19 protein-coding genes are annotated in these 21,286 nt (G+C 67.7%); 8 read left to right on the forward strand and 11 right to left on the reverse strand.

Annotated features, from left to right (window positions below; all coding sequences use genetic code 11):
* Positions 1-100: 100 nt before the first annotated feature.
* Genes CAL24_RS10485 through CAL24_RS10495 form a run of 3 tightly spaced genes read right to left on the reverse strand, consistent with a single transcriptional unit; the run spans position 101 to position 2,876 of the window.
* Positions 101-1,402, reverse strand: a complete 1,302-nt coding sequence (locus CAL24_RS10485) for a TRAP transporter large permease (protein ID WP_094806653.1) — start codon at positions 1,400-1,402, stop codon at positions 101-103.
* A complete protein-coding gene (locus CAL24_RS10490) occupies positions 1,395-1,895 on the reverse strand; it encodes a TRAP transporter small permease (RefSeq protein WP_094806654.1) in 501 nt (166 codons plus the stop codon). The genes CAL24_RS10485 and CAL24_RS10490 overlap by 8 nt, the downstream gene beginning before the upstream one ends.
* Positions 1,896-1,901: 6 nt before the next feature.
* Positions 1,902-2,876, reverse strand: a complete 975-nt coding sequence (locus CAL24_RS10495; RefSeq protein WP_094806655.1) for a TRAP transporter substrate-binding protein — start codon at positions 2,874-2,876, stop codon at positions 1,902-1,904.
* Positions 2,877-3,107: 231 nt separating this feature from the next.
* On the opposite strand from CAL24_RS10495, the gene CAL24_RS10500 reads away from it, so the two are divergent.
* Both CAL24_RS10500 and CAL24_RS10505 read left to right on the forward strand, forming a co-directional pair.
* Positions 3,108-3,617, forward strand: coding sequence for a winged helix DNA-binding protein (locus tag CAL24_RS10500; RefSeq protein WP_028356258.1), 510 nt, complete (start codon positions 3,108-3,110; stop codon positions 3,615-3,617).
* Between the two features lie 58 nt (positions 3,618-3,675).
* Positions 3,676-7,299: a hydantoinase B/oxoprolinase family protein gene (locus CAL24_RS10505; protein ID WP_094806657.1), complete on the forward strand. Its 3,624-nt coding sequence runs from the start codon at positions 3,676-3,678 to the stop codon at positions 7,297-7,299.
* A gap of 69 nt (positions 7,300-7,368) precedes the next feature.
* On the opposite strand, the gene CAL24_RS10510 is transcribed toward CAL24_RS10505, so the two are convergent.
* Positions 7,369-8,391, reverse strand: coding sequence for a C45 family autoproteolytic acyltransferase/hydolase (locus CAL24_RS10510; RefSeq protein ID WP_094806658.1), 1,023 nt, complete (start codon positions 8,389-8,391; stop codon positions 7,369-7,371).
* A gap of 164 nt (positions 8,392-8,555) precedes the next feature.
* Here CAL24_RS10510 and glnH point away from each other — a divergent pair, with 164 nt between their 5' ends.
* From glnH to glnQ, 3 genes are all read left to right on the forward strand, one after another.
* Complete coding sequence (gene glnH, locus CAL24_RS10515; RefSeq protein ID WP_094806659.1) at positions 8,556-9,302, forward strand: glutamine ABC transporter substrate-binding protein GlnH; 747 nt, start codon at positions 8,556-8,558, stop codon at positions 9,300-9,302.
* A 104-nt stretch (positions 9,303-9,406) separates the two neighbouring features.
* On the forward strand, positions 9,407-10,066 hold the full coding sequence (gene glnP / locus CAL24_RS10520; protein WP_028356254.1) for a glutamine ABC transporter permease GlnP: 660 nt from the start codon (positions 9,407-9,409) through the stop codon (positions 10,064-10,066).
* Positions 10,063-10,791 carry a glutamine ABC transporter ATP-binding protein GlnQ gene (gene glnQ / locus CAL24_RS10525; RefSeq protein ID WP_028356253.1) on the forward strand — a complete coding sequence of 243 codons (729 nt, stop codon included), beginning with the start codon at positions 10,063-10,065 and terminating at the stop codon, positions 10,789-10,791. The genes glnP and glnQ overlap by 4 nt, the downstream gene beginning before the upstream one ends.
* Before the next feature lie 143 nt (positions 10,792-10,934).
* Here the strand turns inward: glnQ and CAL24_RS10530 are convergent, their stop codons facing one another.
* Positions 10,935-11,633, reverse strand: coding sequence for a FadR/GntR family transcriptional regulator (locus CAL24_RS10530; protein WP_094806660.1), 699 nt, complete (start codon positions 11,631-11,633; stop codon positions 10,935-10,937).
* A gap of 238 nt (positions 11,634-11,871) precedes the next feature.
* Here CAL24_RS10530 and CAL24_RS10535 point away from each other — a divergent pair, with 238 nt between their 5' ends.
* Entirely contained in the window at positions 11,872-12,843 is a 972-nt protein-coding gene (locus CAL24_RS10535) for a tripartite tricarboxylate transporter substrate binding protein (RefSeq protein WP_094806661.1), read from the forward strand.
* A 53-nt stretch (positions 12,844-12,896) separates the two neighbouring features.
* Here CAL24_RS10535 and CAL24_RS10540 read toward each other — a convergent pair whose 3' ends face one another.
* The 5 genes from CAL24_RS10540 to CAL24_RS10560 form a co-directional block, all read right to left on the reverse strand.
* Positions 12,897-15,182 carry a RelA/SpoT family protein gene (locus tag CAL24_RS10540; protein ID WP_094806662.1) on the reverse strand — a complete coding sequence of 762 codons (2,286 nt, stop codon included), beginning with the start codon at positions 15,180-15,182 and terminating at the stop codon, positions 12,897-12,899.
* Positions 15,183-15,203: 21 nt separating this feature from the next.
* The gene (rpoZ, locus tag CAL24_RS10545) at positions 15,204-15,407 is read right to left on the reverse strand and encodes a DNA-directed RNA polymerase subunit omega (protein ID WP_028356249.1); all 204 of its coding nucleotides are present in this window, start codon (positions 15,405-15,407) and stop codon (positions 15,204-15,206) included.
* 41 nt (positions 15,408-15,448) lie between these two features.
* Entirely contained in the window at positions 15,449-16,084 is a 636-nt protein-coding gene (gene gmk, locus CAL24_RS10550; RefSeq protein WP_028356248.1) for a guanylate kinase, read from the reverse strand.
* An 87-nt stretch (positions 16,085-16,171) separates the two neighbouring features.
* On the reverse strand, positions 16,172-17,095 hold the full coding sequence (locus tag CAL24_RS10555) for a c-type cytochrome (RefSeq protein WP_094806663.1): 924 nt from the start codon (positions 17,093-17,095) through the stop codon (positions 16,172-16,174).
* Complete coding sequence (locus CAL24_RS10560; RefSeq protein ID WP_094806664.1) at positions 17,092-17,817, reverse strand: c-type cytochrome; 726 nt, start codon at positions 17,815-17,817, stop codon at positions 17,092-17,094. Before CAL24_RS10560 ends, CAL24_RS10555 begins: the two co-directional genes overlap by 4 nt.
* Positions 17,818-18,040: 223 nt before the next feature.
* Here CAL24_RS10560 and CAL24_RS10565 point away from each other — a divergent pair, with 223 nt between their 5' ends.
* Positions 18,041-18,811: an SDR family oxidoreductase gene (locus CAL24_RS10565; protein WP_028356246.1), complete on the forward strand. Its 771-nt coding sequence runs from the start codon at positions 18,041-18,043 to the stop codon at positions 18,809-18,811.
* A gap of 69 nt (positions 18,812-18,880) precedes the next feature.
* On the opposite strand, the gene CAL24_RS10570 is transcribed toward CAL24_RS10565, so the two are convergent.
* Positions 18,881-19,501 (reverse strand): C40 family peptidase, encoded by a 621-nt coding sequence (locus CAL24_RS10570; protein WP_094806665.1) that lies wholly within the window; start codon positions 19,499-19,501, stop codon positions 18,881-18,883.
* Positions 19,502-19,744: 243 nt separating this feature from the next.
* On the opposite strand from CAL24_RS10570, the gene CAL24_RS10575 reads away from it, so the two are divergent.
* On the forward strand, positions 19,745-21,241 hold the full coding sequence (locus tag CAL24_RS10575) for an AMP nucleosidase (protein ID WP_028356244.1): 1,497 nt from the start codon (positions 19,745-19,747) through the stop codon (positions 21,239-21,241).
* The last annotated feature ends 45 nt before the right edge of the window (positions 21,242-21,286 follow it).

A 21,286-nucleotide genomic window follows, 5' to 3' on the forward strand; every position in this document is an offset into this window, starting at 1 on the left:
CCGGGCAGTGATGCCGGTGGCGGGATGCGGATCTGCGCCACGCCCCCGGCGAACAATGCGCCCGCCGTTGGCCGGCGGGCGCGCCTTCTTGAGTGCTTTTCTACATGCGCATGTGCTGGGGCAGCCAGGTGGCGATGCCGGGCACCAGGTACAGCAGCAGCACGGCGACGATCATCAGGACGAACATCGGCAGCGATGCGCGGGCGATGTAGGGCAGCTCGCGTCCGGTCATGCCGGACAGCACGAACAGGTTGAATCCGACCGGCGGCGTGATCTGGGCCATTTCGACCACGAACACCACGAAGATGCCGAACCAGATCAGGTCGATGCCGGCCGCCTGCACCGTGGGCAGCAGCACGCCCATGGTCAGCACCACGATCGAGATGCCGTCCAGGAAGCAGCCCAGCACGATGAAGAAGGCCATCAGCGCCATCACCAGCCAGAACTGCGACAGCCCCAGGCCGCCGATCCATTCGGCCAGCGCGCGCGGCAGGCCGATATAGCCCATCGACAGGGTCAGGAACTGGGCGCCGGCCAGGATGAGCGCGATCATGCAGTACAGGCGGGTGGCGCCCATCAGCGACTGGATGAAGGTCCGGGCCGATAACGAGCCCTGCACCGCCGAGAGGATCAACGCCCCGACCACGCCGATGGCGGCGGCCTCGGTGGCGGTGGCGATGCCGGCGTAGATCGAGCCCAGCACCGCGGCGATCAGCAGCAGCACCGGGATCAGGTGGCGGGACTGGTACAGCTTCTGCATCACCGTCATGTGCCGGTCGGCCGCCGGGACCTGGCCGGGATTGCGCAGCGCCCACCAGGCGATATAGCCCATGAACAGCCCGGCCAGCAGGATGCCCGGCACGATGCCGGCGATGAACAGCCGCGCGATCGAGACATCGGCCGCCACGCCGTAGACGATCATGATGATCGACGGCGGGATCAGCAGGCCCAGCGTGCCGGCGCCTGACAGCGTGCCCAGCACCTTGTCTTCCGGATAGCCGCGCCGCTTGAGCTCCGGGATGGTCATCTTGCCCACCGTGGCGCAGGTGGCCGCCGAGGATCCCGATACCGCCGCGAAAATGGCGCAACCGATCACATTGGTGTGCAGCAGCCGCCCGGGCAGGCGGTTGAGCCAGGGCGCCAGGCCCTTGAACAGGTCCTCGGACAGCCGCGTGCGGAACAGGATCTCGCCCATCCACAGGAACAGCGGCAGGGCGGTCAGGGTCCAGCTCGAGGCGGCGCCCCAGATGGTGACGGCCATGGCGTCGCCGGCCGGCCGGCTGGAGAAGATCTCCATGCCGATCCAGGCCGTGCCCGCCAGTGTCAGGCCGACCCAGACGCCGCAGCCCAGCAGGGCGAAAATGGAGACGACCAGCAGGGTGATGACCAGGACTTCATTCATGGGTTTGCTGCGAGGAGGGGGCGGGCAGGCCGCGCAGGCGGCGCACCAGTTCGTCGACCACGGACACCAGGAACAGGACGGTGCCCACCGCCATGCTGATCTGCGGGATCCACAGCGGCGTGGCGTCGTTGGCGGTGGAAATGTCGTTGTAGAGGTGGGAGTCGTGCACCAGCTTGATGCTGAACCAGGCGAAGGCCGCCGCCAGCACCGTGGCCACCGCCAGGGCGAAGAGGTCGAGCCGGCGGCCGCCGCGCTCGGCCAGCGAGTTCAGCAGCAGGGTCACGCGGATGTGCTCGCCGTGCTTGAAGGTGCTGGCCAGCGCCAGGAAGCCCGCGGCGGCCATGAAATAGCCGGCGTAGGCGTCGGTGCCGGGAATGTTCCAGCCCATCTGGCGGGCGATGATGGCGGCCAGCACGGAGACCAGCACGCCGATCATGCACAGGCCGGCCAACAGGCCGGCCGCGTTATACAGCGTATCGAGGAAACGGCGCATGCGGGCCTACATCTTGCGGTAGGCTTCGACCATGGCCTTGCCGTCGTCGCCCGAGCGCTCCAGCCATTCGTCGATCATGCGCTCGCCGACCTTGGTCATGCCCGACTGCAGCTCCGGCGTCGGCGTGATGATCTGCAGGCCGTTCTTGGTCAGTTCCTGCTGGTACCACTTGTTCTTTTCTTCCGACATCTTCCAGCCGCGCTCCTCGGCCTGCGCGCCGGCCTTCTTCAGCGCGTCCTGGGTGGCCGGGTCGAGCGCGTCGAAGGCCTTCTTGTTGACGATGACGGCGTTCTTGGGCAGCCAAGCCTGGGTGTCGTACCACTTCTTGATGTATTCGTAGGTCTTGGTGTCGTAGCCGGTCGAGGCCGACGACATGTACGAATCGATCACGCCGGTGGCCATGGCCTGGGCCAGCTCGGCCTGTTGCACGGTGACGGGCTGCGCGCCCACCAGCTCGGCGATCTTGGCGGTGACCGGGCTGTAGGCGCGCCATTTCAGGCCCTTCAGGTCCTCGACCTTGTTCAGTTCCTTGTTGGCGAAGATGCCCTGCGGTGGCCAGGCCACGGCGTACAGCAGCATCATGCCTTGCGACGCCAGCTTCTTTTCGAGGTACGGCTTCTGGGCCTGGTACAGCTTGTACGACGCCTGGTAGCCGGTCGCCAGGAAAGGCAGGCCGTCCAGCGCGTAGACCGGATCCTCGTTGGCGTAGTTGGTCAGCAGGATCTCGCCGATCTGGGCCTGGTTGCCTTGCACGGCGCGCTTGATCTCGGGCGCCTTGTACAGCGACGCATTGTTGTGCAGGGTGATCTTGAGCTTGCCGTCCGACAGACTGTCGACCTCTTTGATGAACGTGGTCAGGTTCTCGACGTGGAAGTTGCTGGCCGGATAGGCGCTGGGCAGGTCCCAGGTGGTCTGGGCCATGGCGCCGGCGCTGAATGCGATGGCGAAGCTGCCGGCCAGCACGGAAAGGGTCTTGTTCATATGAGGTCCTTCTGGGCGTATTGGAGTCACGGACGCGTCCCGCGCATCGCGCGGTGGACGGGACGCGCCGTCGCAATGTCACAAACCGTGCAATTCTAAGTCGCGCCGATCGCCCGAAGGTCCGGGAAAGTCCGGCGTACGGGTAATTCCTAGGAGGCTGATTTTTAATTTTTATTGATGAAACGTTTATAAATTATTAATATTTCATCCGTATCGATTCCCGGAGCCGTCGTGAACGCCCATCTCATCGCCTCGTCCGCGCACCTGGCCAGCGGCCGCGCGCCCGACCTGTCGGAAGTGGAATTCGGCCTGATGATCGCCGGCCACGCCTTCGACCGCTGGACCGTGCGTTGCATGGCCGCCGCGGGCCTGCCGGACCTCACCGCCACGGACGTGATGGTGATGCACCACGTGTACCACCGCCAGCGCAGCAAGAAGCTGGCCGACATCTGCTTCACGCTCAATGTCGAGGACACCCACATCGTCAACTATTCGCTGAAAAAGCTCGAGCGGCTGGGCATCGTGGCCGGCGAGCGCAGCGGCAAAGAGGTGTTCTACAGCGTCACGGAGCAGGGCGCGGGTTTCATCAAGCGCTATGCCGAGATTCGCGAGCAATGCCTGATCGACGGCCTCGAGGCCGGCGCCGGCGCGGGCGTCGAATTCACGCGGCAATTGGCCAAGACCCTGCGCGCCCTGTCGGGGCTGTACGACCAGGCGGCGCGCGCGGCCACCTCGCTATGACTTTCTCGCGGCCGGCCGCCGCCCGCGCCGCGCCGTTCTTTCCCTTTTCGAGGACACTATGAAGTGGCAATTCTGGATTGACCGTGGGGGCACGTTCACCGACATCGTGGCGCGCCGCCCCGACGGCGCCACCGCGACCGCCAAGCTGCTGTCGGAGAACCCCGAGCAGTACCGCGACGCCGCCGTGGCGGGCATTCGCCAGCTGCTGGGCCTGGCCCCGGGCGAGCCGGTGCCGGCCGAACGCGTCGAGTGCGTGAAAATGGGCACCACCGTGGCCACCAACGCGCTGCTGGAACGCAAGGGCGAACGCACGCTGCTGGTCACGACCCGCGGTTTCCGCGACGGCCTGCGGATTGCCTACCAGAACCGTCCGCGCCTGTTCGACCGCAACGTGGTGCTGCCCGAGATGCTCTACGAGGCCGTGGTGGAAGCCGACGAGCGCATCGACGCCGCCGGCGGCGTGGTGCGCCCGCTGGACGAAGCCGCCCTGCGCGCGCAATTGCAGCAGGCCTACGCGAGCGGCATCCGCGCCGTGGCCGTGGTGTTCATGCATGCCTGGCACGCGCCCGCGCACGAGCAGCGCGCCGCGGCCATCGCCCGCGAACTGGGCTTCACCCAGGTCTCGGCCTCGCACGAGGTCAGCCCGCTGATCAAGTACGTGTCGCGCGGCGACACTACCGTGGTCGACGCCTATCTGTCGCCCATCCTGAAACGCTACGTGGACCAGGTGGCGGCCGAACTGCCGGGCATCCGCCTGATGTTCATGCAGTCCAGCGGCGGGCTGACCGATGCGCACCGCTTTCGCGGCAAGGACGCCATCCTGTCCGGCCCGGCCGGCGGCATCGTCGGCATGGTGCGCACCAGCGAGCTGGCGGGGTTCCGGCGCGTGATCGGCTTCGACATGGGCGGCACTTCCACCGATGTCTCGCACTACGCCGGCGAATTCGAGCGCGAATTCGAGACCTTGGTGGCCGGGGTGCGCATGCGCGCGCCCATGATGAGCATCCACACGGTGGCGGCCGGCGGCGGCTCGATCCTGCATTTCGACGGCGCGCGCCTGCGCGTGGGGCCCGATTCGGCCGGCGCCAACCCCGGCCCGGCCTGCTACCGCCGCGGCGGCCCGCTGGCGGTGACCGACTGCAATGTGCTGCTGGGCAAGATCCAGCCGGATTTCTTCCCGCGCGTGTTCGGCCCCGGGGCCGACCAGCCGCTGGACCGCGAGGTGGTCCGGCAGCGCTTCGAGGCGATGGCCGCCGAGGTCCGCGCCGCCACCGGCCGCGCCATGACGGCCGAGCAGTTGGCCGAGGGCTTTCTCGAGATCGCCGTGGGCAACATGGCGGAGGCCATCAAGCGCATTTCGGTGCAGCGCGGCCATGACGTCACCGAGTATGCCCTCACCGTATTCGGCGGGGCGGGCGGACAGCACGCTTGCCTGGTGGCCGACGCGCTGGGCATGACCACGGTGTTCGCGCATCCGCTGGGCGGGGTGCTGTCGGCCTACGGCATGGGCCTGGCCGACCAGACCGACATGCGCCAGAAGACGGTCGAACAGGTGCTGGATGACGCCTTGATGCCGCAATTGCAGGGCGAGCTCGACGAATTGGCCGCCCAGGCCGTGGGCGAGTTGCGCCGCCAGCACGTGCCGCAGGATGTCATCCAGGTGCAGCGCCGCCTGCACCTGAAATATCGCGGCACCGATACGGCGCTGGAAGTGCCGTTCGGCGACCTGGCGCAGGTGCGCCGCGATTTCGAGGCCGCCTATCGCCAACGCTATTCCTTCCTGATGCCCGGCCGCGAACTGGTGGTCGAGACGATCTCGGTGGAAGCCACCGGCGGCGGCGAGGCGGCCGTCGAGACTCCGGTCGAGCGCCGGCGCGAGGGCGCGCCGCAGCCGCGCCAGATCGTCCAGATGTACGGGCAGGGCGCCTGGCGCGACACGCCGCTGTATGTGCGCGCCGACCTGGCGCCGGGCGACGTGCTGGCCGGGCCGGTCATCATTTCCGAGCCCAACCAGACCACGGTGGTGGAAGCGGGCTGGCAGGCCGAGCTGACCCGGCTGGACCACATCGTGCTCAAGCGGGTCGAGGCGCGCCCCGAGCGCCGTGCCGTCGGCACGCAGGCCGACCCCGTCATGCTGGAGGTCTTCAACAACCTGTTCATGTCCATCGCCGAACAGATGGGCTACCGGCTGCAGAACACCGCCTACTCGGTCAACATCAAGGAACGCCTGGATTTCTCCTGCGCCATTTTCGATGCCGAGGGCAACCTGATCGCCAACGCGCCGCACATGCCGGTGCACCTCGGGTCCATGGGCGAGTCGATCAAGACCGTCATGCACGCCAACGCCGGCCGCATGCGGCCGGGCGACGCCTACGTGGTCAACGATCCCTACCATGGCGGCACGCACTTGCCGGACGTCACCGTCATCACGCCGGTATTCGACCGCGACGGGCGCGAGATCCTGTTCTATGTCGGGTCGCGCGGCCACCACGCCGATATCGGCGGCACCACGCCCGGCTCGATGCCGCCCGATTCCAGGACAGTGGAAGACGAAGGGGTGCTGTTCACCAACTTCCAACTGGTGCGCGACGGCGAATTCCGCGACCAGGCCGCGCGCGAGATCCTCGCTTCCGGACGCTGGCCGGCGCGCAATCCGGACCAGAACATCGCCGACCTGCACGCGCAGATCGCCGCCAACGAAAAAGGTGTGCAGGAACTGCTGCGCATGTGCGACCACTTCGGCCTGGACGTGGTGCGCGCCTACATGGGACACGTGCAGGACAATGCCGAAGAAGCCGTGCGCCGGGTCATCTCGGTGCTGAAGGACGGGCGGTACGAGTACCCGCTGGACAACGGCGCGGTGATCCGGGTGGCGGTGCGGGTAGATCGCCAGGCCCGCAGCGCGGTGGTCGATTTCACCGGCACCTCGGCACAGCTGGACAACAACTTCAATGCACCCAGCGCGGTCGCCGTGGCGGCGGTGCTCTATGTATTCCGCACCATGGTGGACGACGACATCCCGCTCAATGCGGGTTGCCTGAAGCCGCTGGAGATCATCCTGCCCGAAGGCTCGATGCTGCGTCCCGATCCGCCCGCGTCGGTGGTGGCGGGCAACGTCGAGACCTCCATGTGCGTGGTCAACGCGCTGTACGGCGCCCTGGGGGTGCTGGCCGCCAGCCAGGGAACCATGAACAATTTCACCTTCGGCAACGCGCGCTACCAATACTATGAAACCATCTCCGGCGGCACCGGCGCCGGCCCGCTGCGCATCGATGCGGCCGGCCCGCGGGATGAGGGCTTCGCCGGCGCGTCGGTAGTCCAGGCGCACATGACCAATTCGCGCCTGACCGATCCCGAAGTGCTGGAGCTGCGCTTCCCGGTGCGGCTGGAGTCGTACGAGATCCGCCATGGCTCCGGCGGCGCGGGGCGCTACCGCGGCGGCGACGGCGGCGTGCGGCGGGTGCGGTTCCTGGAAGACATGACGGCGGCGATCCTCTCGAACAATCGCGTGTATGCGCCGTTCGGCCTGGCCGGCGGCGGCGCCGGCCAGCCGGGCCGCAACTACATCGAGCGCGCCGACGGCAGCATCGAGGAACTCGGCCCGCAGGACAGCGCGACGCTGCGCGCCGGCGATATATTCGTGGTCGAAACGCCGGGAGGCGGCGGCTACGGGCAGGCGTAGCCGCGGCGCCCGTTGCCCCGGGGCAGGCGCCGCCTGCCTCTGGCCCGCCGCGGCTCAGGCCCCGGCGGGCTATTTGACGGCGATGTCCTGCGCGACGCGGCCCTTGCGGTCGTAGATGCGCAGGGCCACGTCCTGCTCGTCCAGTTCGAACACGGCCGTGGCCAGGGTGTTTTCCTCGTCCGGGTCGTCCGCCGCCTGGCGCAGGATGGGCAAGTCGCCCTCGGTGTCGTGCAGCGCCGCCACCAGCTCGGTTTCGCCGGTGGCTTCGCTCCAGGTATCGACCAGCCGGTCGATGCGGTTCTGGCGCGCCCGCGACGAGTCGGTGATGATCTGCGCAATGTCCCGCGTACCCTGGTGGATCAGGTGGTTGGCGTGGCCGTAGCGGCGCGCGACGGTTTCCGCCGAGCAGGCGCCCGGCGTGGCCTCGACGCTGAGCAGGCGCGCGTCGCCGGCCGCGCCCAGGGTGTGGTGGAAGGCGCCCGCGCGCGGCATGTGCGCCAGCAGTTCGACGGCCTGGTCGAGCGTGGCGCAGTCGAGCACCGCGCGGGCCAGGAACATGCGCGGCACGCCGGCGCGGCGGGCGCGGGTGCGCAGGTTGTTGATGGTCTGCACCAGGCCGGCGCGATTGGCGGCGAAGGTATGCCCGGGCAGCGAGCCCGGATAGTAGAAACTGACGTATCCCGGCGCGTCGTCGGGCTGCACGTCCACCACATGGCAGCGGCCGTACAGGTAGGGATCGCCATCTTCATTGTGGGCGATCCAGCGCGTGCCGTTCGCCGCGTGCAGGGCCACCGAGGTGCAGCCGTCGCTGGTCTTGTGCAGCAAGTCGCCGCGGCAGTTCCACAGCAGCAGGTCGGCGACCGGCATCCGCAAGCCCTCCGCCAGCCCTTCGAATTCCTCCCAGACGGCCGGCAGGGCTTCCTGCGCATGGCCCGCCAGTTCCTGCAGGTAGGCATGGCCGCGCCAGGGGCGCAGCGCCGCCCACGCCGCGCTCTGGTCCAGGTAGGACGCCATCAGGGGGCGGCCCAGCTTGCCCAGCGCCAGGCCGACCTGGCGCCGGTTGCCTGTGATTCGTACGGGTTTGAACGGCATGGATATCTCCGGAGTTGATCCGATTGTAATTTCCCGGGGGCGGGACGCACATGGGGACGGATGCGTTAAGATGGCCCCGCGAGCGTGCCGGCCATCCGCCCTGGCGCGCCGGTTGATTGTCCCGGGCCGACACCGGGGTTCGTTGTCTCTACAGGAGAATTTCGATGATTAAGCGCAAAATCGCCGCCGCGCTGGTGGGTCTGAGCCTGATCGGCGCCACTGCCACCGCCGTCGCCCAGGACAAGGAGCTGGTCGTAGCCACCGACACCGCGTTCGTCCCGTTCGAGTTCAAGCAGGGCAGCACCTATACAGGGTTCGACATCGACCTGTGGGCGGCCATCGCCAAGGAACTGAACCTGAAGTACAAGCTGCAGCCCATGGACTTCAACGGCATCATTCCGGGCCTGCAGACCCGCAACATCGACGTCGCGCTGGCCGGCATCACGATCCGCGACGACCGCAAGAAAGTCATCGACTTCTCCAATCCCTACTACGAAAGCGGCCTGGCCATCCTGGTGTCCAACGACAATGACGCCATCAAGACGGCGCAGGATCTCAGCGGCAAGAGCGTGGCGGTCAAGACCGGCACGGCCACGGTCGACTTCATGAAGAAGGAAGTGCCGGGCGCCAAGTTGAAGCTGTTCCCCAATATCGACAACGCCTACCTCGAACTGGCCACCGGCCGGGTCGACGCGGCGGTGCACGACACGCCCAATGTGCAGTACTACGCCAACACGGCCGGCAAGGGTCGCGTCAAGGTGGTCGGCAAGGTCAAGAGCGGCGACTTCTACGGCATCGCCTTCCCGAAGGGCAGCGACCTGGTGCCCAAGGTGAACCAGGCCCTGGCCACGCTGAAGTCGAACGGCCAGTACGACGCCATCTACACCAAGTGGTTCGGCAAGCAGCCCTGATCGCGCGCGCGCAGCGGCGCTGCCGGGCTGGTGCGGGCATCCGCCCGCGCCGTTTCCGCGGTTCGCGCCGCGCTGGCGCCGCAGGTATGACATAAGGGGGAACCGTGGAATTCGACTGGTCAGTCATCTGGGCAGCCTTGCCCAATCTGCTCGACGGCACGCTGATGACCGTCAAGATCACTTTCTGGGGCCTGGTGGGCGGCTTCGTGCTGGGCGCATTGGCCGGCGTGGCCCGCGCCTACGGCCCCAAGGTCCTGTCCGCCATCGCGCAGGTGTATATCGCGGTGATCCGCGGCACGCCCATCGTGGTGCAGGTCATGTTCATTTACTTCGCGCTGCCGTTGCTGGTGCCGGGCATGCGGGTGGACGCCATCTGGGCGGCCATTGCGACGCTCATCATCAATTCCGGCGCGTACATCGCCGAGATCGTGCGCGGCTCGCTGCTGTCGGTGCACAAGGGGCTGAAGGAGGCCGGGCAGGCGATGGGCCTGCCGTTTCACAAGATCCTGGTCCACATCATCGGGCCGGTGGCATTCCGCCGCATGATCCCGCCGCTGGGCAACCAGTGCATCATCAGCCTGAAGGATTCATCGCTGTTCATCGTGATCGGCGTGGCCGAGCTGACGCGCCAGGGCCAGGAAATCATGGCCAGCAACTTCCGGGCCGTGGAAATCTGGTCGGCGGTGGCCATCATCTACCTGATTCTTACCGGCGCGCTGGCCCTCGGGCTGCGACTGGCCGAAAAGCGGATGCGCATACTATGAGCATGGTCGAGTTCCACAATGTCACCAAGCGCTTCGGCGATTCCACCGTGCTGGACGGCATCTCGCTCAACATCGACGCCGGCGAGGTCGTAGTGGTGGTGGGGCCCTCGGGATCGGGCAAATCTACCTTCCTGCGCTGCATCAACGTGCTGGAGACGATCGACGGCGGCGACCTGCTGGTCGACGGCCAGAGCGTGAAGGGTTCGCCCGCGCAGGTGCGCGAAATCCGGCGCGAGGCCGGCATGGTGTTCCAGCAGTTCAATCTGTTCCCGCAGATGACCGCGCTCGAGAATGTCATGTTCGGGCCCATCCACACCCGCGGCGCGAGCCGCCAGGAGGCGCGCGGGCAGGCCGAGGAACTGCTGGGCAAGGTGGGCCTGGCCGAACGCATGCAGCATTACCCGTCCGAGCTGTCGGGCGGGCAGCAGCAGCGGGTCGCCATCGCCCGGGCGCTGGCCATCAAGCCCAAGCTGATGCTGTTCGACGAGCCCACCTCGGCGCTCGACCCGGAACTGCGCCACGAAGTCCTGAAAGTCATGCGCGACCTGGCCGAGGAGGGCATGACCATGGTGGTGGTTACCCATGAAATGGAATTCGCGCGCAAGGTGGGCAGCCGCCTGATCTTCATCGATGCCGGCAAAGTGGCGCATGACGGGCCGCCCGCCGAATTGCTGTCGAATCCGCCCAGCCAGCGGCTGCGCGACTTCCTGCAGCACGTGGCGTAGCCGCCGCGACGGCGGCGCCCGTAGCCGGTGTCAGGCACCCTGCGCGAGCCTGACACCCCATCGAGCTGGCTGCCGGGCGAATCCTGCTGAATGCGCTAGCCAGGTGTCAGGCTCCCGCAGGGGGCCTGACACCTTGTCCTTTTCTAGGTCCCGAACAGATTCTGCTGGATCTGCTCCAGGTGCTGCGCCATCAGCGTCCGTGCCCGCGCCGCGTCGCGGTCTTTCAGCGCGGCCACGATGGCGCGGTGCTGCCGCTCGTACTGGCCGCGCCGCTGCGGCGTCAGCGAATTGCGCTTGAGGCGTCCCCATTCGCCTTGCTCGCGCACGCGGGTGGCCAGCTCCAGGACCTGCAGGAACAACGTGTTGTGCGTGGCGACGGCAAAGGCCTTGTGCAATTCGCCATCCCACAGCTCGAAGTCCTCGATGCCGCGGGCGGCCTCGGAACGCTCCAGACATTCCTCCATGCGGGCGAAATCGGCGGCCGTGGCGTTGCGCGCGACCAGGGCCGGCAGCAGCGGCTCGATCAGCAGCCGCGCCTGCATCAGTTCGGCCGGGCTGGTGAGCGGCGCCGCCGGCGAGCCGGCCGGCGCCAGGGCATGGACGCCCGCCGCCACGAAAGTACCGCTGCCCACCGCCTGGACGATCAGGCCGCGTTCGCGCAGTTCCGCCAGCACGCGCCGCACCGAGCCGCGCGAGGCGCCAAAGCGCTGGCTCAAGGCGCGTTCCGGCGGCAGCCGCATGCCCTCGCGCAGGCGGCCGCTGGCCATCGCCTCCAGCAGGGAGCGCGCCAGCGCCTTGGCCCCCTTGGCGCGCAAGGCGCTGCCCGCAACGGCGTCTTCCATGTCTGTCCTCCTGTCGCATCGCCACCGTAGCGGAGTTGAACCAATTGGTCAACTCCATGACGCGCGGAATACTTGCGCTGGCGCCGATATGGCTCTAGAGTTGGCCGTCAGTCAATGGCGGCAGTAGGCAGGTTGGTTCTGGTTGTGGCAAATAATTGGTCCAATTGGTTCAGCCACATCCAGTCGCCGGCCTGCCCGCGCACCCGCCCATACCCACATCAGAAGGAGGGCAGGAGACATGGCTGTTCCATCCGCGGGGAAGTGGTTGAGCGGCGCCGCGCTGGCGCTCGCGGCGGCCTGGGGGCATGCCCAGTATCCAGAGCGCGCCATCACGATGATCGTGCCGTTCCCGCCCGGCGGGGTGGCCGGCACGGTGGCGCGGCCCGTGGCCGAAGCGCTGTCGCGCGAGCTGGGGCAAAGCGTCGTGATCGAGAACAAGGCGGGCGCCGGCGGTTCGGTGGGCATCGGCCAGGCCGCGCGCGCCGCGCCGGACGGCTACACGGTGCTGATGAGCCTGTCGTCGATTTCGATCCTGCCCGAAGCCGACAAGATCCTCGGCCGCAACGCCGCCTTCCAGATCGACCAGTTCGCGCCCATCGCGCGCATCACTGCCGACCCCACCGCGCTGGTGGTGCGCGCCGATGCGCCATGGCAGACCGTGCAGGAGTTCGTGGCCGACGCGCGGCGCCGCCCCGGCGCGCTGAACTACGGCAGCTCCGGCATCTACGGGTCGATGCATGTGCCGATGGAGATGTTCGCCGCAGCCGCCGGCATCAAGTTGACGCACGTGCCTTTCACGGGCGCCGGGCCGGCGGTGGCGGCGTTGCTGGGAGGGCAGGTCGACGCGATCTCCAGCGGGCCGTCCAGCGTGGTGCAGCACATCCAGGCCGGCAAGCTGCGGGCGCTGGCCCACTGGGGCGATGCGCAGCTGGCGGCGTTGCCGCAGGTGCCGACGCTGGTTTCACAGGGCTACGACGTGAAGTTCGTGCAGTGGTCGGCCATCTTCGTGCCGGCCGGCACGCCGGCGCCGGTGGTCGAACGCCTGCGCGCCGCGGCCCGCAAGGTCGCCAACGACCCCAAGGTGCGGCAGACGATCCTGGCGGCCGGCAGCCCGGTACAGTACATGGATGCGCCCGAATTCGCCGACTACTGGCGCGCCGATGCCCAGTCCATGGCGCGGGCGGTGCAGCGCATCGGCAAGGTGGAGTGATCTGACGCCGCGGGTTAGCGGCCATGTGCCAGGCCGCCCTGCGGCGCCTGGCTTCAGCCCTTGACCCGCACGATCTTCTGCACCTGCGGCACGTGGCGGATGGCCCGTATGACCTGCGCCAGGTGCTTGCGGCTGTCGACTTGTATGGTCAGGTGCAGCGACACGGTGGAGACCGCGTCGTCGTGCATGGTGATCTGCACGATGTTGGCGTCGGCCGCCGTCACTTCCGCGGCCAGCCGGCCCAGCACGCCGCGCTCATTGCGCGTGATGACGTCGAGCCGGGTCGACAGGTGCTTGGCGGTCTGCGCGTCCCAGGCCACGTTGACCCAGCGCTCGGGCTCGCGGGCGCGCTGGCGCACCGCGATCGGGCAGTCGGCGGTATGCACCACCAGTCCCTGGCCGAGCCGCAGCCCGGCCACGATGGGGTCGCCGGGCAGCGGGCCGCAGCATGGCGCCAGCTGCACCGCCTGGCCTTCGTTGCCCTGGATCAGGATGGGCGCGCTGCGGGCCGAGGTGATCTCGTCCACGGCGGCGGCGGTGGTGGCCACCAGTTGATGCTCGGGCGCAAAGCGGCGCGCCACCACGGCGGCCAGGCGCTTGCCCAGCCCGATGTCGGCCAGGATTTCCTCGCGCGAGCTGGCGCCCGTGCTGCGGGCCAGCTTCTGCCAGGCGGGATCGTCGGACGCCGGCAGGGACAGGTGCAGTTCCTGCAGCGCCTGCTCCAGCAGCCGCTCGCCGAACGCCACCGACTCTTCGTACTTGACCGTGCGCAGGTAATGGCGGATTTCCGAGCGCGCGCGGCCGGTGCGCACGTAGTTGAGCCATTGCGCGTTGGGCCGCGAGGCCGGCGAGGTGATGATCTCGACGGTGTCGCCGCTGCTCAGTTCGGTGCGCAGCGGCACGAACTCGTTGTTGACCTTGGCCGCCACCGCCTGGTTGCCGATATCGGTGTGGATGGCGTAGGCGAAGTCGACCGGCGTGGCGCCGCGCGGCAGCGAAATGATCTTGCCGCGCGGGGTGAAGACATACACCGCGTCCGGGAACAGGTCGACCTTGACGTGCTCCAGGAATTCGCCGGAATCGCCGGTCTGGCTCTGGATGTCCAGCAGCGACTGCAGCCACTGGTGGGTGCGCTTTTGCAGGTCGTTCAGCGAGACGTCGGCACCCTTGTACAGCCAGTGCGACGCGACGCCTTCCTCGGCGATGTGGTGCATGTCGCGCGTACGGAACTGGAACTCGACCGGCGTGCCGTACGGCCCCACCAGCGTGGTGTGCAGCGACTGGTAGCCATTGACCTTCGGGATGGCGATGTAGTCCTTGAACTTGCCCGGCACCGGCCGGTAGAGCTGGTGCAGCGTGCCCAGCGCCAGGTAGCATTCCGGCAGCGTGTGCACGATGACGCGAAAGCCGTAGATGTCGAGCACCTCGGAGAACGACTTCTTTTGCTCGACCATCTTGGTGTAGATGCCGTAGAGCGTCTTTTCGCGGCCGGAGACTTCGGCCTCGATGCCCGCGGCGGGCAGGGCGGCTCGCACCGCGTCGCCGATCTTGCCGATCACTTCGCGGCGGTTGCCGCGCGCGGCCAGCACGGCCCGGTACAGGACTTCATAGCGGTTGGGGAACATCGCCGCGAAGCAGAGGTCCTGCAGCTCGCGAAACAGTACGTTGAGGCCCAGGCGATGCGCGATGGGCGCGTAGATGTCGAGCGTTTCGCGGGCGATGCGGCGGCGCTTCTCGGGGCTGACCGCGTCGAGCGTGCGCATGTTGTGCAGGCGGTCCGCCAGCTTGATCAGGATGACCCGCACGTCGCGCGCCATGGCCAGCAGCATCTTGCGGAAACTCTCGGCCTGCTGCTCGGCCTTGGTGGCGAAGTCGAGGCGGTCCAGTTTGGAGAGCCCGTCGACCAGCTCGGCGACTTCGGTGCCGAATTTCTCGGCCAGCTCGTGCTTGGCGATGCCCTGGTCCTCGATCACGTCGTGCAGCAGGGCGGCCGACAGCGCATTGGCGTCGAGCTTCCAGGCGGCGCAGATCTCCGTGACCGCGATGGGGTGCGAAATGTAGGGCGAGCCGCTTGCGCGGAACTGGCCCAGGTGCGCCTGGTCGGCGAAGCGATAGGCTTCGCGCACGCGTTCGACGTCTTTCTTATCGAGGTAGCTGCCGATGATTTCGGTCAGCGGCGCCAGCGAAGCGACCGGCGAGGGCGGCGCGTCGGCGGCGTCGGCCGGCGCGGCCAATTGGGCGGGGGAACCCTTCTTGCCGGGGCGGCGTCCCAGGCGGGAGCCCGCGCGCAAGGCGGCGAGCAGCCCGGTGGAAGCGTACTTCAGCCGGGGAAAAGCCATGTTGCCGCCCCCAGGCCCGGATCAGGTGGGGACTTTGCGCAGCATTTCCAGGCCGGTGTGGCCGCCGGCGATCTCGCGCAGGGCGGTCACCGTGGGCTTGTCCTTGCTGTCGATGCGCGGCGCGTGACCCTGCGCCAGCTCGCGGGCGCGATAGGTGGCGGCCAGCGTGAGCTTGAAGCGGTTGGGGACTTGGGTCAGACAGTCTTCGACGGTAATACGGGCCATGAGATACCTGGAAGGAATGTTGAAAAGGGGCGAAAACCGTGTCAGTGCGCCGCCGGAATGCCCAGTTGCGCGAACAAGGGCGCGTGGCGGACGGCCTGAGACGAAAAACGCAGCCGGGCAGCGCTGATGATTTGCACCAATTCCGCCAAGGCTACGCTAAATTCTTGATTAATAATAACATATTCACATTCCGGCGCGTGCGCGATCTCGCCGCCCGCGGCCAGCAGCCGGCGCGCGATCACCTGGGGCGCATCCTGGCCGCGCGCCTTGAGCCGGTGCTCGAGTTCGTCGATGGAGGGCGGCAGGATGAAGATGCCGATGGCGTCCGGATAGCGCTGCTTGACCTGGCGCGCGCCCTGCCAGTCGATCTCTAGCAGCACGTCGCGGGCGTCGCGGGTGGCCTGGTCGATGAGGTCGCGCGGCGTGCCGTAGAAATTGCCGTGCACCTCGGCCCATTCGAGCAAGGCCTGGCTCTTGCGCAGCTCGTCGAATTGCTCGGGGGTGATGAAGCGGTATTCGCGCCCGTCGACTTCGCCCTTGCGCGGCGCGCGGGTGGTGCACGACACCGAGAGCACCAGCGACTTGTCCTGGTCGAGCAGGGCCTTGACCAGGCTGGATTTGCCGGCGCCGCTGGGCGCGACGATCATGAAAACATTGCCGGGAGGGTGGTCGGACATGAATCGGACGGGACGTACAGGGTAAGACGCGAAGAATAGCAAATCGGCCGCCGCCATGGGGCGGCGGCCGTCGCGGAGCCCCTGTGGCTAGCGGCCGGCGCGCAGCTTGCCGCCGGACGGCGGCGCGGCGCTGCCCAGCAGATGGCCCTGGACTTCCAGCCCGTACAGCGAGTCCTCCGTGTCGTGGTACTTGGCGCGGGTGTCGGCCACCGACCCGGTGTAGCGGGGGTCCTGGGGACGCTCGTGCGCGTTCATGAAGTAGGCCACGTCCCAGGCCTGCTGTTCGCTGAGCAGGCCCGCCTGGCCGAGCGGCATGTTGGCGTGGATGAATGCCGCCGCATTGCTCAGTTGGTGCATGCCCGCGCCCCAGTTATACGACGCGTCGCCCCACAGCGCCGGGAACACCCAGTGCTTGCCGTTTTTCTGGCCCTGGCCCTCGGCCCCGTGGCATACCGCGCAATACTGGCCGTACACCTCCTGGCCGCGCAGGTAGTCCGGCTTGGCGGCCGGCGGCGGCAGCTTGCGGTAGCCCTGGCCCGCCAGCTTGACGCCGGTCGGGGCCTTGCTGGCCAGCCAGAACATATAGCTTTCCAGCGCGACGATCACCGGGTCGTCGGCCGCCGGCGGCTTGCCGTTCATGCTGTAGCGGAAGCAGCCCTGCAGGCGTTCGGCCAGGGTATTGACGTGGCCGTTCTTGGCCCGGTAGGCCGGGTACAGCACATAGGCCGCCCACATCGGCGCCGAATCGGGCCGCCGGCCGGCATCCAGGTGGCAGCTGGCGCAATTCAGGTCGTTGCCGACGAACTTGGCGGCGTGGGCGGGCGTATTGATGAACAACTGCTCGCCCTGGCGCACCACCTCGCCGAACGGCGTATCGGGAATGCTGCCGGGCGCGGGCGGCGTGAACGGCGGCGGGGCCTCGGCGGCGCGCAGTTGCGCGGCCGCTTGCATGGCGAACGCGCATGCCAGGGCGGCCAGGGCGGGGGCGGAAAGACGGCGGCGGAGTTTCATTGGCGGCCTCCCGCAGGTTGGCCGGCCTGGTCCTGCGCCGCTTTGGGCAGGTCGCCGTAGTAGGCGGCAACAGCGTCGATTTCCTGGTCCGACAGGCGCGTGGCCACCGCCGGCATGAGGGCCAGCGGCCCCGGCGGGCGGCGCCCCTCGCGCCAGGCGCGCAGTTGCGCCGCGATGTAGGCGGCGGACTGGCCCGCCAGGGCGGGGAAAGCGGCGCCTACGCCGATGCCGCCCGGCCCGTGGCACTGGCTGCAGGCGGGAATGTTGCGCTCCCAGGCGCCGCGGTTCGCCAGCCAGGCGCCGGTGTCGGCCGGCGTGATGGCGGCGCCGCGCGTCGCCGCCAGGCGGTCGGCATCCAGCGGAGCCGGCAGGCCGGCGTAATAGCTGGCCAGCGCGGCGCGCTGCTCGGCGCTCAACGCCGCGGCAATCGGCGCCATCACGGGATTGGGCCGGGAGCCGTTGGCCAGCGCGTCCAGTTGTTCGCGCAGGTAGTCGCTGCCGAGTCCGGCCAGGCGCGGGAAGTTCGCGGCAGGGTTGCCTTCGCCGCGCGCGCCATGACAGGTGGCGCAAGCCGCCGCGCCGTTGGCGCCGCTGGCGGCGATGCGGGCCGGGTCGACGGATTGGGCCGGCGCCGGGCCGGCCGCCAATGACAAGGCCAGCGCCACGGCGGCGGGCCATGGCGCGGGGCGTGATGCAGGACAGGAAAATCGGAACAGGGTCATTGCAGCAGGAGAAACAAAGAGCGCAACCTTTCGATAGAAAAGGTGCATACTTCGACTGGATTCAGCTTGAAGGGCTGGTCTTGCTTAATTTCTAATGGAAATAAGCAAATTAGGAATAATTATATATTCCTTGTAAGCCGGCGCGCGTCCTCGTCACTGCTACTTGCAACCCCTGCGTGCCGATTGCGTTAGGATTTTGCGGTTCAATCAGATGGAGATTCGGATGCATGCGAAAGACCAACCCGGCGCCCAGGTTGCGCTGGTGACCGGAGCCGGGACAGGCATAGGCCGGGCGGTGGCGCTCGAGTTCCTGGCGCAGGGCTATCGTGTGGTGCTGGCCGGCCGGCGCCGCGAGATGCTGGAACAAACCCGCACCGCCGCCGGCGAAGACGGCGTGCGGGCGCTGGTGGTGCCGACCGACGTTTCCGATGAGCAAGCCGTGCGCAGCCTGTTCGACGAAACCCAGCGCGCCTACGGCCGGCTCGACGTCCTGTTCAACAATGCCGGCCGCAATACGCCGGCGGTGCCCATCGAGGACCTGCCGGTCGACCTGTGGCGCGAAGTGGTGGATATCAACCTGACCGGCATGTTCCTGTGCGCCCAGGCCGCCATCCGCCTGATGAAGGCGCAGCAGCCTGGTGGCGGGCGCATCATCAACAACGGCTCGATCTCGGCGCACGCGCCGCGCCCCATGTCGATCGCCTATACCGCCACCAAGCACGCCGTCACCGGCCTGACCAAGTCGATTTCGCTGGACTGCCGCCCCTACGGCATCGCCTGCGGCCAGATCGACATCGGCAATGCCGCCACCGACATGACCGAGCGCATGGCCGCCGGCATCCTGCAGGCTGATGGCAGCCGCCGCGCCGAGCCGCGCATGGACGTGGCGCACGTGGCGCATGCCGTCGTGTCCATGGCCAAGCTGCCGCTCGACGCCAATGTACAGTTCATGACCATCATGGCCACCAACATGCCGTTCGTGGGGCGCGGCTGAGCCCGCGCACGACCATGAAAAAAGCGCCCGTGAATGGGCGCTTTTTTGTTCCGGGCCGGCGGGCCCGGTTCAAGGCGTGGAGGTATCGGCCTTGGCGATCAGATGGCCGGCCGGGGCGGTGTCCGGGGCCGTATCGAGATAGCGCCGCGCGGTGACGTAATGGCGCGACCAGTAGCTGTTGTCCAGGCTGTCGATGCGCACCTTGGAGCCGCGCGTGGGGGCGTGCACGAATTGGTTCTGGCCGATGTAGATGCCCACGTGCGACACGCCGCCGCGGCGGCGGGTGGCGAAGAAGACCAGGTCGCCCGGCTTGAGCTGCTTCTTGTTGGCCGACTTGCCGGCGCGGCGCTGCTCGCGGGCGGTGCGCGGCAGTTCCACGCCGGCGATCTCGCGGTACACGAATTGCGTCAGGCCGCTGCAATCGAAGCCGCCGTCCGGATCTTCGCCGCCCCAGACGTAGGGCGTGCCGAGGGTGTCCAGCCCGGCGCGCACCACCATGTCGGACAGCGACGGCACCGTGAGCGGATCGACCAGGCGCAGGCCCTTGAGCGAAGCCAGGGCTTCGGGCGAGAGCGACGCATGGGCGGGAGAGAGGGGGAGCCAGGACAGGCCGAGCGCCAGGAGGGGGGCGGCCAGGAATGCAGGAAAGGCGGATAGGGCAGGACGGACTTTTCGCGTCGGTGGAGTCATTGCGACACTTCAGAAATCGGAGCGGGCGGGATGGCTGACTACGTCAAGCCGGCGACGAGTGTGGCGCGTATACAACGCAGCCAGCGGTATTTTAACGGATTGATGTTTCTTTGCATTTACGGGTTATTACTAGGATGATGCAGACAGATGCAGGTGGCTTGCGCGAGCGCAAGCGGGGTCGTGCGGTTGCGGCATAATCCCGGCAGCCGCGCCGCCGGCATGCTGTCTTCCGGAAATCGCCTCATGACTATTGACTTTTCCATCTCTGCTGTTCGTCGTCCCGACCCCATCGAGTTCCAGCGGTTCGACCAGGCGCAGGCGGCCGTGGACCGGTTGGCCGAGATCTATGGGCGCAATACCGCGTTCATACGCGCCGCCTTCCAGGACGTGGTCAATGGGCGCGACCTGCCCGGGCCGGTGCGGGCCTGCTATCCGGCCATCCGCCTGGCCGTCGATACGTATGACCCCATCGATACCCGCCTGTCATTCGGCCATGTCGCCGAACCCGGCGTCTACCAGACCACGGTGACGCAACCGGCCCTGTTCCGCGACTATTTCATCGAGCAGATCGGCCTGCTGCTGCAGAACCACCGGGTGGCGGTGGAGATCGGCGAGTCCGACTCGCCCATTCCGCTGCATTTCGCCTTCCCGGACGGCGCCTATGTAGAGGGCGAGCGCCTGGAAGGCATGCGGCGGCCGCTGCGCGACCTGTTCGATGTGCCGGACCTGGCCGTGACCGACGACGCGATCGTCAACGGTTCGTGGCGCGGGCGCGAGGGCGAGCCGCGGCCGCTGGCGCCGTTCACCGCGCCGCGCGTCGATTACTCGCTGCATCGCCTGCAGCACTACACGGCCACGGCGCCCGCGTATTTCCAGAACTTCGTCCTGTTCACCAATTACCAGTTCTATGTCGATGAGTTCTGCGCCCGCGCCCGCGCGCTGATGGCCAGCGGCAACAGCGACTACGATGCGCTGGTCGAGCCGGGCAACCGGATCACGCGCCGCGGCGATAATGCCCCGCCGCCCGCGCCGGCCGGGGGCGTGCGCTTGCCGCAGATGCCCGCCTACCATCTGGTGCGGCCCAACCATTCCGGCATTACGCTGGTCAATATCGGCGTCGGTCCCTCCAACGCCAAGACCATCACCGATCACATCGCCGTGCTGCGCCCCCATGCCTGGCTGATGCTGGGCCATTGCGCCGGGCTGCGCGATTCGCAGCGCCTGGGCGACTATGTGCTGGCGCACGGCTATGTGCGCGACGACCACGTGCTCGATCACGATCTGCCGACCTGGGTGCCGGTGCCGCCGCTGGCGGAAGTGCAGGTCGCGCTCGAACAGGCGGTCGAGGAAGTGGCGGGGCTGTCGGGCTGGGAGCTCAAGCGCATCATGCGCACCGGCACGGTCGCCAGTATCGACAACCGCAATTGGGAACTGCGCGACCACACCGAACTGGTGGAGCGTTTCACCCAGTCGCGCGCGATCGCCCTGGACATGGAGTCCGCCACCATTGCCGCTAATGGGTTCCGCTTCCGGGTCCCGTATGGCACCTTGCTGTGCGTATCGGACAAGCCCCTGCATGGCGAGCTCAAACTGCCCGGCATGGCGAGCGCCTTTTATCGCGGGCAGGTGAACCAGCACCTGGAAATCGGCATCCGGGCGCTGGAGCGCTTGCGCGAGATGCCGCCGGAGCGCCTGCACTCGCGCAAGCTGCGCACCTTCATGGAAACAGCATTCCAGTAGTTTTATGGCATCAAAGTAGTATTTTTTGGATAAATACTACTTTGA

It is taken from the genome of Bordetella genomosp. 2, from assembly GCF_002261345.1.
GTDB lineage: Bacteria > Pseudomonadota > Gammaproteobacteria > Burkholderiales > Burkholderiaceae_B > Bordetella_A.

Excerpts from the sequence above, each read along its gene's own strand:
- CAL24_RS10510 (WP_094806658.1), bottom strand. The coding sequence starts at position 8,391 with ATGCCGTTCAAACCCGTACGAATCACAGGCAACCGGCGCCAGGTCGGC.
- rpoZ (WP_028356249.1), bottom strand. The coding sequence starts at position 15,407 with ATGGCCCGTATTACCGTCGAAGACTGTCTGACCCAAGTCCCCAACCGC.
- gmk (WP_028356248.1), bottom strand. The coding sequence starts at position 16,084 with ATGTCCGACCACCCTCCCGGCAATGTTTTCATGATCGTCGCGCCCAGC.
- CAL24_RS10530 (WP_094806660.1), bottom strand. The coding sequence starts at position 11,633 with ATGGAAGACGCCGTTGCGGGCAGCGCCTTGCGCGCCAAGGGGGCCAAG.
- CAL24_RS10490 (WP_094806654.1), bottom strand. The coding sequence starts at position 1,895 with ATGCGCCGTTTCCTCGATACGCTGTATAACGCGGCCGGCCTGTTGGCC.
- CAL24_RS10565 (WP_028356246.1), top strand. The coding sequence starts at position 18,041 with ATGCATGCGAAAGACCAACCCGGCGCCCAGGTTGCGCTGGTGACCGGA.
- CAL24_RS10535 (WP_094806661.1), top strand. The coding sequence starts at position 11,872 with ATGGCTGTTCCATCCGCGGGGAAGTGGTTGAGCGGCGCCGCGCTGGCG.
- glnQ (WP_028356253.1), top strand. The coding sequence starts at position 10,063 with ATGAGCATGGTCGAGTTCCACAATGTCACCAAGCGCTTCGGCGATTCC.
- CAL24_RS10575 (WP_028356244.1), top strand. The coding sequence starts at position 19,745 with ATGACTATTGACTTTTCCATCTCTGCTGTTCGTCGTCCCGACCCCATC.
- CAL24_RS10495 (WP_094806655.1), bottom strand. The coding sequence starts at position 2,876 with ATGAACAAGACCCTTTCCGTGCTGGCCGGCAGCTTCGCCATCGCATTC.
- CAL24_RS10570 (WP_094806665.1), bottom strand. The coding sequence starts at position 19,501 with ATGACTCCACCGACGCGAAAAGTCCGTCCTGCCCTATCCGCCTTTCCT.
- CAL24_RS10560 (WP_094806664.1), bottom strand. The coding sequence starts at position 17,817 with ATGACCCTGTTCCGATTTTCCTGTCCTGCATCACGCCCCGCGCCATGG.
- CAL24_RS10540 (WP_094806662.1), bottom strand. The coding sequence starts at position 15,182 with ATGGCTTTTCCCCGGCTGAAGTACGCTTCCACCGGGCTGCTCGCCGCC.
- CAL24_RS10485 (WP_094806653.1), bottom strand. The coding sequence starts at position 1,402 with ATGAATGAAGTCCTGGTCATCACCCTGCTGGTCGTCTCCATTTTCGCC.
- CAL24_RS10505 (WP_094806657.1), top strand. The coding sequence starts at position 3,676 with ATGAAGTGGCAATTCTGGATTGACCGTGGGGGCACGTTCACCGACATC.
- glnH (WP_094806659.1), top strand. The coding sequence starts at position 8,556 with ATGATTAAGCGCAAAATCGCCGCCGCGCTGGTGGGTCTGAGCCTGATC.
- CAL24_RS10555 (WP_094806663.1), bottom strand. The coding sequence starts at position 17,095 with ATGAAACTCCGCCGCCGTCTTTCCGCCCCCGCCCTGGCCGCCCTGGCA.